14 protein-coding genes are annotated in these 12,502 nt (G+C 51.2%); 3 read left to right on the top strand and 11 right to left on the bottom strand.

The window, feature by feature from the left end:
* The 6 genes from NP596_RS01465 to NP596_RS01440 form a co-directional block, all read right to left on the bottom strand.
* Positions 1 to 186 (bottom strand): hypothetical protein (locus NP596_RS01465; protein ID WP_256613426.1); only part of this gene is annotated, 186 nt, incomplete at its 3' end.
* Positions 176 to 2,581 (bottom strand): TonB-dependent siderophore receptor, encoded by a 2,406-nt coding sequence (locus tag NP596_RS01460; RefSeq protein WP_256613425.1) that lies wholly within the window; start codon positions 2,579 to 2,581, stop codon positions 176 to 178. The genes NP596_RS01460 and NP596_RS01465, both read right to left, overlap by 11 nt.
* An 88-nt stretch (positions 2,582 to 2,669) precedes the next feature.
* A complete protein-coding gene (locus NP596_RS01455) occupies positions 2,670 to 3,647 on the bottom strand; it encodes a FecR family protein (RefSeq protein WP_256613424.1) in 978 nt (325 codons plus the stop codon).
* A gap of 66 nt (positions 3,648 to 3,713) precedes the next feature.
* Positions 3,714 to 4,223, bottom strand: coding sequence for an RNA polymerase sigma factor (locus NP596_RS01450; RefSeq protein WP_256613423.1), 510 nt, complete (start codon positions 4,221 to 4,223; stop codon positions 3,714 to 3,716).
* A gap of 259 nt (positions 4,224 to 4,482) precedes the next feature.
* Positions 4,483 to 4,962, bottom strand: a complete 480-nt coding sequence (locus NP596_RS01445; protein WP_256613422.1) for a GNAT family N-acetyltransferase — start codon at positions 4,960 to 4,962, stop codon at positions 4,483 to 4,485.
* 7 nt (positions 4,963 to 4,969) lie between these two features.
* A complete protein-coding gene (locus NP596_RS01440; protein WP_256613421.1) occupies positions 4,970 to 5,266 on the bottom strand; it encodes a DUF6156 family protein in 297 nt (98 codons plus the stop codon).
* A gap of 234 nt (positions 5,267 to 5,500) precedes the next feature.
* Here NP596_RS01440 and NP596_RS01435 point away from each other — a divergent pair, with 234 nt between their 5' ends.
* From NP596_RS01435 to NP596_RS01425, 3 genes are all read left to right on the top strand, one after another.
* Entirely contained in the window at positions 5,501 to 6,862 is a 1,362-nt protein-coding gene (locus NP596_RS01435) for a (Fe-S)-binding protein (RefSeq protein ID WP_256613420.1), read from the top strand.
* A 4-nt stretch (positions 6,863 to 6,866) separates the two neighbouring features.
* A complete protein-coding gene (locus NP596_RS01430) occupies positions 6,867 to 8,567 on the top strand; it encodes an AAA family ATPase (RefSeq protein WP_256613419.1) in 1,701 nt (566 codons plus the stop codon).
* A 223-nt stretch (positions 8,568 to 8,790) separates the two neighbouring features.
* A complete protein-coding gene (locus NP596_RS01425) occupies positions 8,791 to 9,009 on the top strand; it encodes a Nif11-like leader peptide family natural product precursor (protein WP_256613418.1) in 219 nt (72 codons plus the stop codon).
* Between the two features lie 117 nt (positions 9,010 to 9,126).
* Here NP596_RS01425 and NP596_RS01420 read toward each other — a convergent pair whose 3' ends face one another.
* From NP596_RS01420 to NP596_RS01400, 5 genes are all read right to left on the bottom strand, one after another.
* Positions 9,127 to 9,420 carry a J domain-containing protein gene (locus NP596_RS01420; RefSeq protein ID WP_256613417.1) on the bottom strand — a complete coding sequence of 98 codons (294 nt, stop codon included), beginning with the start codon at positions 9,418 to 9,420 and terminating at the stop codon, positions 9,127 to 9,129.
* A 333-nt stretch (positions 9,421 to 9,753) separates the two neighbouring features.
* Positions 9,754 to 10,116 (bottom strand): SirB2 family protein, encoded by a 363-nt coding sequence (locus tag NP596_RS01415; protein WP_256613416.1) that lies wholly within the window; start codon positions 10,114 to 10,116, stop codon positions 9,754 to 9,756.
* A gap of 296 nt (positions 10,117 to 10,412) precedes the next feature.
* A complete protein-coding gene (locus NP596_RS01410; protein WP_041364370.1) occupies positions 10,413 to 10,619 on the bottom strand; it encodes a cold-shock protein in 207 nt (68 codons plus the stop codon).
* 269 nt (positions 10,620 to 10,888) lie between these two features.
* Positions 10,889 to 11,434, bottom strand: coding sequence for a YgjV family protein (locus NP596_RS01405; RefSeq protein ID WP_256613415.1), 546 nt, complete (start codon positions 11,432 to 11,434; stop codon positions 10,889 to 10,891).
* A 108-nt stretch (positions 11,435 to 11,542) separates the two neighbouring features.
* Positions 11,543 to 12,466 carry an SAM-dependent methyltransferase gene (locus NP596_RS01400; RefSeq protein WP_256613414.1) on the bottom strand — a complete coding sequence of 308 codons (924 nt, stop codon included), beginning with the start codon at positions 12,464 to 12,466 and terminating at the stop codon, positions 11,543 to 11,545.
* Positions 12,467 to 12,502: the final 36 nt, after the last annotated feature.

Here is a 12,502-nt window from a genome sequence, read left to right as displayed (position 1 = left end):
GCGCGCCGCGTGGGAACGAGGGAAAATTGCGTTATCCAATAACGAAGTCACCAGGACTTCGTATTCCCTCGTACGCAAAAAACCCTGACCAGTCGCACCTTGAGCGATCTCGGGACGCAGCGCGCCTTGACTGTGTTCCCACGCAGCGCGTGGGAACGAGGGAAACAAGGGCATTTCAATATTCAACCCTGATACTGCCCATAAAACTTCTTGGGGCGCCGATTGTTATGAAATTGCCGCTGTTACTGCCGGCGTAATATTCTTTGTTCAGTAAATTATCAACATTGAGCTGCGTAGTTACTTTCGATTTTCCAATTTGCATCTCGTAACTTGTCATTAACCCTACCGTCAAAAAACCCGGCAATTGATAGGTGTTAGCCGAATCCCCTTGTCTTTGGTCTAATCCAACAACTCCAGCGCCGAATTTAAGACCTTTGAACGCAGTATTTTGAAACTCATAGGTGCTCCAAACACTGCCGGAATGTTCTGGTGCCAAAAATAAACGCTTGCCTGTATTTCCGGGGCCGCCATTACTGGTATTGTCTTTGGTTATCTTGGCATAAGGGGTGTAGGCATAGGCGGTTATTACATTCCAGCCAGGTAAAATTTCACCTGTTACTTCAAATTCAATACCATGACTTTCAGCTTCACCAACTGCTCTAGGAATGAAGAGCGGCGGTGTAGTTCCGGGGACTCGGATATTTTGTTTAGTAAGTTCAAAGTAAGCTAACGTAGCTCTTAATTGGCCATCCCAAAACTCTGTTTTTAAGCCAGCTTCCCATTGTTGCGCCGATTGGGGAGGAAGGATTAAATTATCATTTCTAAATAAGGTGCTAGACGGGCCAAAATTTTCGGTATAGCTCCCATACAGCGATAACCAGGGCAATGCCTGCCAAAGTACGCCGCCACGAGGACTAATTCGGTCCTCTTTGGATGTTACCCGACCTAGGAGATGATTTTCACCTTCGGCATTGTCATATCGAAAGCCGCCTAATAGGTGCCAACCATATGGCAACTCAATTTGATCTTGAAAATAGAGTCCATACCAGGATTGAGTATAGTTACTGCGATCAACAGAATTCAATTGGGGAGCAGTGCTAAGATATACCGGGTTAAAAATATTAAAGGCGGGAGCCGGCGTACAACAGTTTCCACGAATTTTGTCATCTTCCTGAAAGTGGTCGAAACCAAATAACAAGGTGTGTTGAGCAAATCCGGTTGCCAGTTTCCCAGATAAATTTACTGTATTCATGTAGCGCTGAGATTCGGTTTCAGGCGCAAGATTGAAAGATCGAGAAACAGACCCGTTTGCTGTAGCGGCGCCGAAGAACAAAGTGCGGTTGTTGAAATCGAAAAATTCCGAAGTGAAGCGGTGGCTTAATTTCCAGTCGTCGTTAAATTGGTGCGACCAGTTAAACCCAACCATCACTCTGTCCCCATCATTTTTATTCACAAGAGGTTCGTGTAATGCCGTTTCGATAGGTACATTTGCCGGCCTATTGCCAAGCGGGGGGATTCCAGGATCTGGCGATTCGTTAAAGTGTTGGTACTCCATTTCAAAAGTTGCTTGAGTTTGCTCGCTGATATTCCATTTCAGCACCGGCGCGACAAACACGCGTTCGTTATCAACGAAGTTACGAAATGATCCGGTATTTTCATAAGCAATATTAAGCCTGTATAACAGAGTGTTGTCATCTGTCAGGGGGGCGGTCGCATCAATTGTCGTTCGATAAAAGTCATAGGAACCAAACTGTTGCTGCATCGAATAATAAGGCGTTGAAAGCGGTTGTTTGGTAACCAGATTAATAATACCGCCCGGCTCGGCTCGGCCAAATAAAATCGAGCCCGGCCCTTTTAGTACCTCTACTCGCTCAAGATTAGCAACTTCTCGTTTGGTTGTGCCGCCCCCTAAGATAGTTGGCAATAACACCCCATCACGATAAGTTGTATCATTCAGAAACCCACGCATCATAAAACTATCGGTAAATCCCTGATTTCCCGGAAAAATCGTGACTCCACTGACATTTTTTAACGCCTGTTCAAGCCTAGTCACCTGCTGATCTTGTAAAACTTGTTTAGAGACGACTTGTATCGAAAATGGCGTTTCCATAATCGGCGTATCGGTTTTGGTTGCCGTACTGGCATTCGGCAAGCTGTAATCCGGATTGTAAGGATCGGTCGAATCGTAAGTCGCTTTGCCAACCACCTTCACCGCCGGCAAAGCCGCGGGATCCTGTCTGTAATTGAGTGGTTGCCGTTCAATCACCACATTGCCGTTTTCCGACAAACGATAAGTTAAGCCCGTGTTGCGCAATAATTGCTGCAAAGCGGCTGCAGGGGTGTAGTTGCCGGATAAGCCTTTGCTCGACAAGCCTTCCGCGATGGCCGAATCGTAAATCAGTTGCAAACCGCTGGTTTCCGCCAAGCGGTTCAGGCTGCCGGCCAGCGAACCGGGCGGGATGCTGTATGGTTGGCTGGTTTCCGCCGCTTCGGCGGCCGTGACACTCATAAGTGCCGTCCCGAGAATTAGCGCCGAAGCTTGGCGAGCAAGTTGGCGTTTACCCGTTGTGATTGTTGTCATGATTCTCCCTCTTGACTGGTTTGTGGATACGCACAGTTGTTATGACGCGGACCCTGTGCAAAACAGGAGGTGGGAGATGAAAATATTTTTAGCGATGCAGCAGAATCAGATAATCGCCGATGCGGGTGGTTTTGATTTGCAGAGAGGTTTGCAGGGCGTCTAGCGCGGCCAAAGGATCGTTAGTATGGAAAACGCCGTTAACCCGGCGTTGGGCAATGGTGTCGTCGCCGATGAACATATAGCCGTGATGGTAACGGTTGAGTTCGGCGACGACTTCGCCTAACGGTTTATCCTGGAATACCAGCGTGCCGCGTTGCCAGGCGGTCAGTGCGCGGGTGTCGGCGATTTGCGTGGTGCCCATGCCGTCGCGGGCGTCGAAAGTCAGGCTTTGACCTTCCTCGAGTCGGGCGGTTTGAGCGCCCCTGTCGAGATTGACCGCGACACTGTGCTCGGTGACGGTCACTTCGGTACCCTTATCCCGCAAGCGGATATTGAAGGCGGTTCCCAAAGCGGTCACGCTGCCTGCGCCGGCGTGAACCCGAAACGGCCGGTTTTTGTCGGGGCTGACTTGAAACAAGGCTTCGCCTTTTAGTAGTCTCAGATGGCGTGCATCGGCCTCCATGGAAACCGACAAGGCGCTGTCGCTGTTCAGCGTAACGGTCGAGCCGTCGCTTAACTGAATGCGGCGTATCTCGCCGACGCCGGTATGCCAGTCGGCCCGAAACAGCAAACCGAGCGGGCTCAACCAAAACAACAGGCAGCAGACAGCCACGGCTACCGGCCATGCCGGAAAGCGGGGCAGGGCAACCGAGCGGGGGCGGCGGGGTTTGCCGGCGGATTGCCGGGTTGCCGCCGGCATGCCCAGCAAAGGCTTGATTGCATCCAGCTCCCCCCATAATTGGGTGACTTCATCAAAGGCGAGGGTATGCAACGGATCGGCATTCAACCAGCGTTGAAACGCCTGGTATTGCCGCGAGTCAAGTTCGCCGCTATCCAGACGCGCCCACCAATCGGTTGCTTCCCTTTTGACGGCGGCGCTTGCTTGCTTGTCGGGGTCCGGTTTCATGAAGATAATTTTGCCTGTGGGTTCTGCATTATATGACGATCGATAACCGCAAAACAGGAGCTGTTATTACTCATCGATTTTCTGCAAGGCCAACAGGGCGTTGCGCAGATGCTTTTCCACCATATTTCGCGAAATGCCCAGACGCTCGGCAATTTCGGCATGGCTGAGTTCGTCGATTTTACGCATGAGGAATACGGTGCGGCATTTGGGCGGCAATTGGTTAACGATAACCGCCAGCCGTTCCAGATGTTCGCGGTTGGCGAGAATGCGGTCGGGTTGGGTGTTGTCGGCTTCGGCAATCCAATCCGGCAGCGTGTCGGTTTGGTCGACGTATTTGTCCCGCACGGCATCGCGGCGCTGGTAATCGGTGGCCAGATTGGCCGCAATCCGGTGCAGCAGGGCGCGCGGATTGTCCGCTTGCTGCCAAAGCCCGCCGCTCAGCATGCGCTGGTAGGTTTCCTGTACGATATCGGCCGCCATGTCGATGCAGCCGCAACGGCGGAAAATCACGCGGCGCAGCTCTTCATCGTAGGTTTTGATTAAATGAGTAATCGTAAAGCTGGCGGAGTCTTTCATGCACCGGAAACATCGAAATTGGACTTTTTGCGCGAGCACTAATGATGCCACTATGTTAGTTGCTGATTTAATTTATCTTTATTGATAATGAAATCGCCGGATAGGCCGGTAATGAAATATAACTATGTTATTTACCTAGGTTGTCGTGTCATTACACACAAGACAAGCCGCGCATCTAATATTTGACAAGAAAGCAGCGGTGGTTTTGGCATGCCTTTGCGCCGGAGACTATTAGCAAGCGGAAGGGAGGGGGATTGGTCTATTCGCTAAAATCCGTTTCGGGTTTAAGCAGCAGCCGCATCGGTACCATGTCAGACAAGTTAAACCCCTGCCGTTGGTAGAAGCGTTGGGCGGCCGGATTGGTCCGATCCGTTAATAGCGTAATACGTCGGCAGCCGGTATTAAAAGCATGATCCTTGGCATGGGCGAGTAGGCGGGCGCCGATGCCGGCGCCGCGAAATTCGGGGTGTACCACCATGTCTTCCAAGGTGGCTACTCGGCCGCCCAATGCGGTTGATATGCTGTAAAGCAGGCTGACCATGCCGACCGTTTTTTCCTGGTGTCGGGCGACAAATATAGTGCCGATAGTTTGGTCGGCGATAATGCCGCTAAGCGCGCGTTGTTGAGCGGCCGGATCCGGTTGAAATTCGGCTTCCTGGGCAAACAGGAGGCCGAGCAGTTCGCAAAGCGCCGGAATATCGCGCTTGTGCGCCTGTGATATTTCAATTGCATCGGGCATGGTTTGCTCAGTCGGGTTGGCCTTGTTCATCGAAGGTCAGCAGGGTCAACTCGCCGTCGGCATCGGTAATTTCGGCCTGCCGCAATACGTCGTTTTCGTCGTATTCATAACTATGCAGTAATTCGGTTTCGCCGTAGACGAGCTTTTCGCAGCGGACCAGCCGATCCAGGGCGTCGTAATAGCCCTTGAAATAGGTGTTGCGGTTATCCAGGCCGGCTTCTTCGATTTCGTTGACCAGCTTCAGCGGGAGTTTAACGCCGCTGTAGGAAATAAAATAGCGGCTGACTAAGTCTTCTAAATTCATGGCTCTGAGGTAGAAATTAAAACTTACTAAATGCAAGGTTTATGCCGGTGGCTAATGTCCTGGATTGCTTCAATTCCGGCGATATTGTTTAGGCGTCTGTCATACATTCCGGCTGGCTTGTAGCGTTTGCTACAGGGTTCTATTCCGCAAAACCCCGTCAAATATCGGCGGAGCCTGTCCCCGGTAGCTGGCGTCTATTTTGCTTGATTGCAATTTTCAATCAGCCAAATGCGTATGAAACTGTTTCTGGATTGGTCGTCTTATGAAAATGCCGGCATGGGCGATGCTTACGCGGATATTCCCAAACACGGCGCCGATTATGCGAAGGCGGTCGCGGTCTGTATCGGCAGCAAACAATGCGAACAGACCGGTAAAGGGGTGATGTGCCCCAGTTATCGGATAAGCGGCAATCCGGTTTTATCGCCGGGCGGCCGGGTCAAACTTTTAAAATCCGCTTTAAATGCCGACGATGAGCAGGCATTTCTGAACCCCAGCCCGGCTCTTGAAGAGGCGATGGCCTTGTGTGTGTCCTGCAAAGGTTGCAGGCGCGAATGCGAAAACGAAGTCGACATGGCGTTGATCAAGGCCGAGTTTCTGGCCCAGCAGGTCGCGCAACACGGCCTATCCTTGCGCCGCCGTCTATGGGGCGAGCTACCCAAAATACTCTGTTGGCCGATAGTGCGGCCACTATTGCTATTGCGTAATCGATTGGGCTGGGTGGTGCGGCTGTTGGAGGCGGGCTTGGGTATCAGCGCCAAGATTCGCTTGCCTGTTCCCGCCCGGCAGCCGTTCCGTTACGGTTCGTCGGCTAAGGATGCCGTGTCTGTCGGGCCGGTAGACAAACAAGTCGTATTGTTTGTCGATACCTTTAACCATTATTTCAACCCAGCCGCCGCCGAAGCCGCGCAAAAATTGCTGGAGGCCGGCGGCTACCAAGTGCATATCGCCCGGCCGCTGGCCGACGATGAGCCGAACCGGCCCTTGTGTTGCGGCCGTACTTATTTTTCCAATGGCCAGCTGGATAAGGCCAGACACGAGGCGCAACGCTTGCTCAAGGCTTTGAAGGTTCATATTAAGGCCGGGCGCAGCATTGTCGGTTTGGAGCCGTCCTGCATACTCAGTTTACGCGATGAATACCTGAAGCTGGGGCTAGGCGAGCCTGCGAAAAATCTGGCGGAAAAAGTGGTGTTGCTGGAGGAGTTTATCGTCAGAGAACAAACCGCCAAACGCTGGACTCTGGCGTTTCAGGCTTTGCCGGACGTTTCCCGTTTGTTGCTGCACGGGCATTGCCACCAGAAGGCGGTCGGCGCCATCAAGTCGGTGCGCAAGTTGTTAAAACAGGTGCCGGGACTGGACTTTGAATTGATCGAAGCGTCCTGCTGCGGCATGGCCGGCAATTTCGGCGTCGAAGCCGAGCATGTCGAACATGCCCAGGCCATGGCCGAGCTGGCGCTGTTTCCGGCCCTGCGCGCGGAGCCCGAGGCCTTGCTGGTCAGCAACGGCTTTTCCTGCCAACAGCAAATTCAAAACGGCGGCTTCGCCCTGCCGTTGCATCTTTCTCAAGTGTTATGCATGGCCTTGCCGTCACAGGAGTGATGATATGAAATTACAGATTGAAAAACGTTTTCTGGAACCGTTATTGACCGAGCATCCGCGCTTGCACACCTTAAGCGATCAATTGCGGCTCGGCAATAAGGCCCAGGTGAGTTACGACCAGCTCAGTGAAGTTGAACTCGCCAGTCTGGCCGGGATTTATGCGCAAGCCGGCGAGGCTTTGCAGCAACAGGCGGCCTTATTGAACGCCTTGCAACAGGCCATGGGAGCGCACAGCCAACGCTACAATGCCGAGCAACTGGAAATGCTGTTGCCGGCGATTGCGCGTTATTTGCTGGAAGGGGCGATACGCGGCTGGCTGTTTCATGTCGAGCCCTCCGGCAGAACCCTGGCTTATCTGATTACCCGCCTGGATTACACTCCGCCGGGCGAGGAAGAAGCTGGGCGTATTCTGATCGAGCTGAAAGCCAACAGCAAAGGCAAAATTGCCAATGAAACCCTGATCATACGCAGCAAGGATTTGGCCGATAAAACCATTCCGGAAATATTCGCCGGCAAAAGTTATTTGAAGGAAACCGCCGATTTGATCGCCGGCTACGACGAAGCCGCCGGCCGCTATTTCGACTGGCGGGCCCGCTACGGCGAGCAATTCTCCGCTTGGGGCACCGGCATCTATGCCGAAGACCCTACCGCCAGCCATCGCAGCAGCGATTGGACCCGCAAAAATACCGTGGTGTTGTCGTCGGGCGGCGGCGCCTGCCGCTTGGTTAACGACGAAAATATTCTTAGCGAGCGGGCCTTGAGCCTGGATGCTTCCGGCGACATTTTGGGTACTTATCTGCGCAAGGCCGGCAAAAGCATGCGCTATGACAGCAAAACCGAAGCGGCGGTGGAGGCGTATAAGGAAGAAATACCGCCCGGTTTGTTTACCGAACTGCCGGTGCACGGCTATATCCTGACCTTTCATCTGGAATTGCACCACCATGTTTGGGTGCATGTCGACGATATGCAGCCCTATGTTTATCAACCGGAGTTGAAACAGAAATTGATCTTGCCGCCGGAACAAACGGATTTGATCGACATACTGACCGCGGAAATGGACATGTTGACCGACGATATCGTGGCAGGCAAATCCGGCGGCACCACCGTGCTGTGCGCGGGGCCGGCCGGGGTGGGCAAGACGCTGACCGCGGAAGTGTATTCGGAAATCATCAAGCGGCCGTTGTATCGGGTTCACTCCGGACAGCTGGGGCTGAATGTGGCCGAAATGGAAAAAACCCTGCAGGAAACCTTGATCCGGGCTCAACGCTGGGGGGCGGTGATGCTGATCGACGAAGCCGACGTGTATATCAAAAAACGCGCGGATAACTTGGCTTCCAATGCCGTGGTCGGGGTTTTTTTGCGGGTGTTGGAGTATTTCAACGGCTTGCTGTTCATGACCACCAACCGGGTGGACGACATCGACGAAGCCATTATTTCCCGCTGTATTGCGATGATTCGTTATCACTCGCCGGACCATGCCGACCGCTGCAAAATCTGGCGGGTGATGACCCAGCAATTTGCGCTGCCGGTGGCCGAAACCCTGATTCCCGAACTCGCCAGCGTGTTTCCCGGCGCTTCCGGGCGCGATATTAAAGGCTTGACCAAACTGGTGGCCAAGTTTTGCCAGCAAAAACAACTGGAACCGGATCTGGAGGTGTTCAAGCGTTGTTCGGTGTTTCGCGGCTTGGAGTTGGCTGACAGTTAAAGTTAAAAAGCAGCTTTTTTACCGAATAGAGAAGCAAGGATTGTACGGTTTGCTACAAAACCATTAGTTTTGTCTGGTAATAACCATGCCAATTTCATTGGTCTGATATGTAACTATATGAAAAGTTAAGGAAAATAGCTATACCTCAACTTGGTAACAATTTTGCTATAAAAGTTTGTGGATTTTTCCATTAATTTTTTTCTGACTGATCACGGAGTTATCGATGTCAATCAAAGTAATAAAAGAGTTTTCCGACAAGGCCAAAGCAGAACCCGAACTGCAAGAAAAGCTGAAGGCCTGCCTAAAAATCAAAGAGATGCTCGCTTTGGGTAAGGAATATGGTTATGAAATTGACGAGGTGGAATTGTATCCTCCCAACGAACCGCAATTTACCGAAGAGCAATTGTCGGAAAAGTTAGCCAAGGCTTTGTTGAGAGTGTGAGGTTCACCGCCGTGCTTGCATCCAACCTGCGCGGCGGCTTTTTACAGCGCTTGTAATGATGGGCTTATACCCTGAACGGGCCGGAAGAATGGGGGCGGTTGGATAGAAATATTTGCGTCATGCGGCTTGTTTGTTCGTTGCATTTAAACATGGCTGCTGACCGTTTGCTTCAAGCGGGGTGCCGCTTTCCTTGCCAAGCCAGCGGTCATATTGTTCCCTGGTGGCGGGGTTCGTGAGCACATCGCAAGCTTCGCGCAACTGCATGGCAATCATTACCGATTCATCCTCCCTGCCTTCAAAATGGTCGGGATGGTTAAGCTGCATTAATGCCTTGAATGCCGCCTGAATCACCACGATGGGCGCGTCGGCGGTTACTTTCAGAACGTCGTAGTAATTTTTATATTGATGCATCGGTCGGCCTTGGAATAACTGTTTTCAGGTCAAATGCAAATCATTAAGCAAAGCCAGTGCCATGCGAAATTGATTGTTGAAACAGTGGCTTACACAATATGGCCGAGACAAGGGCCGTTATATGGCAATTTCCGGCTGTCGGATCTGTCATAAAATGACACAAATGACAGCGGCGATTGTTGCCGGTATTTTCCGCTCAACGGAGCCGTAAAAAATTTACATGGACTTGAGTAAAGCAAGGTGGGTCATACAACGTGCCAAGCCGGATTATCGTGGCGGGAAGGGAAGCTGGATAAATGAATACTCAAGCTCCCCTTTAATTTTGAAAAGCCTCTAAAGGAAAAAAAATACCTGTTTGGCGAATGCTACTTTTATGATGTAAAACAGACAAAACAAAGTCGCTCCAAAGGCTATCCAACGTTTTTGGCCTTGTTCGCGCATGGTCATCAGCCCCAGGCCGATGAAAACAAACATCAAAATCAATTTGGCCACAATCCAGGCGTAGCTGCCGGCTAGCCAGTCGCCTTGAAAAACCAAGCCGATACCCGTGAGCAGTAATAAGCCCGCCAAAATATGCGGCGACAATTTGATCCATTTCCGTTGCAGCATTTCCGGTTGGTATTGGGCCATGGCAACCCGGCCGATGAAGCCGATGGCAACAAGGGCGACAAATAAAAGATGTATATGTTTAAGCATGGTAAAAGGCTTGATGGGTGGTTAGTATCGTGAATACTCTACGCCGAATGGCTCTATATGCAAAACGAATCTTAAACCCGGTACGATGCTAAATGCCTTATGAATTTATAACGCCGCTATTTTCTATCTGGCGGAGAGGAGGAATTTCGATGGTTAAAGGATTCGGTGCTGTCTGGAGGGAGTCTTAAGGGGCGCGGGAGATGATCCGGAAGACGCGAAAAGCCGGGTGGTTCAACAGGCAAAAAAATAGCCGCAACCCTAAGAGTATTAGGATTGCGGCTAACTTTTTCGCTAAATTAGATAATCGTTACTTCTTCAGCTTGCGGGCCTTTAGGGCCGCGGCCCAGTTTGAATTGTACGTGTTGGCCTTCGTCCAGCGTTTTGTAGTTATTGCTGGTGGACAGGATGTTTCTGAAATGTACGAAAACATCGGGGCCTTGTTTTTGTTCGATAAAGCCAAAGCCTTTGTCTGCGTTAAACCATTTAACGATACCGGTTGTCATTGTAGTAGTAGACATGAAAAGAGTCCTATAAAAGTGTAATTGAGCCTTGTGAAAAGGCGGATATAGCTGGTAAATGTGGAAATTACGAAATGAAAAACAGGACGAATAACTACAGAAGAGACTTCGAATCGGTAAACACTGGTAACACTTAATTTCTAGCTGGAGCCTATTCTAGGCCGATTAAAGCCATTGTCAATTTTATTATGCGGTTTGGAGAAAATAATTCCCGGTGCGGCATAAATGGCGGCCATATTAGCCAAATAATAATTTTATTCTTTTAAGAATATTTTGCGAATGGTGCGAATATTGATACCGATCGCCACGCTTTCGGCAATCAAGGCTGGCCAGGCCTGCCAATACACATCGTTGATTATCCAGGCCAGACTGGACGCCAATAGCGCAATGCGCATGTTACGGTTGTCGAAATAATATAGCGCCAAAGTGGTGTTGATAACGGCGAAGGCCGGCAGCAAGGAAATGCAACCTTGCCAGGATAAATGAGCTAAACCGGAAAAAATCAATATAAATCCGGCAACCGAACCGTGTTTGAAAAGTTTTTGGGGTTGCAGGCCGGATAATACCGTTCTTAAAGCTGTAATGGCCATGCTCAGTCCGGCGGTCCAGGCCCCTAACAGCATATATTGCAGTGCCCATAACAAAGCGCCCATGGCCGACCAGCGGCGAAACTCTCGACCGCTTGGTAAATAATAAGATCGCCATTCGAGCAGAATGCCGGCGGTACCGATAAGGTAGGCCGGCAAGTGCGGATTCAGCAACTGAATTAATTGGGATAAGTTCGAAATGGCTAATTCCAATGAATTGTCAACGCCTAAAATTGACGCATTGTTGTTGAAAAAATCCATAACCGGTGGCCTGCATCCAAGCCCTTGCCGGATAACACTGGGGCTGCCGAAGACTGCGATTTATGCGGGTTTTTGGGCGGTAAAAATCAAATATTCGGTGAGATTTTCGCTGAATAACCGGTGTTGGGCCAAGCCGACCAAGTAATTGGCGGTTTGTGCCGGGGTACGCAGGCCGAGCCATTGGCTGATTTTTTGCAGCGGTTGCAGGCGTTTGGCCACTTTATACATGTAATCGGCCGAGGGCAGGGTCTGGGCGGTAATGTCGTGGCAATTAATCTCCGCAAAACCCTGTTGCTGCAACAATTGGCTGAATTCATCGCGGGCGCACAGGTTGGGCACGGCCCAGCCGTTTAAGCAGGTCAGTACGGCTTGCCATTGCCGCGCATTAAACTGGCGTTGCAATAAAAAACCGTCGCAGACCACAACCCGTCCGCCGGGCTTTAATACCCGCCAAGCTTCGCGTAAAAAATCGCCTTTATTCAATGCATGGCACGAGCTTTCCAGGGCCCACACCACATCGAACGCAGCGTCGGCAAACGGCGTTTGGCAGAAATCCGCCACTTCAAAATGGGCTAATTCGCCTACACCGTGTCTACTTGCGTGTTGGCGGGCGTAGTCGGCTTGTTTGGCGCTGATGGTGATGCCGGTTACCCGATTGCCGTGTTGTTTGGCCATCCAGATACTGCTGCCGCCGATACCGCAACCTGCGTCCAGTACATTTTCGCCTGGTACGATGCAGGCTTTATCGTATAAAACCCGATTTTTGTTCAATAAAGCTTGATGTTGCCGATACGGGCCGGCTTGGTCCCAGTAGCCGTAATGCAGCGCCAGGTTATCGCTATTGCACCAGGCGAACAGGTAGTCGCGGTAGCATTCGTCGTAATGACGGGTGGCGTCGGCTTTAATCGCTTGGCCGGGTTTGTCGCTATGGTCCGCTTGGGTAAAGTCGCGGTAATCCCGGTTGGGCTCTATAGTGTAAATCATGGTTTGCTTGGGTTGGGACGGCAACAGGTTGGCCGC

It is taken from the genome of Methylomonas rivi, from assembly GCF_024505165.1.
In the GTDB taxonomy this organism is placed as follows: domain Bacteria; phylum Pseudomonadota; class Gammaproteobacteria; order Methylococcales; family Methylomonadaceae; genus Methylomonas; species Methylomonas rivi.
The sequence above is the reverse complement of the archived record's forward strand: the minus strand, read 5'-3'. Positions and strand labels throughout refer to the sequence as shown.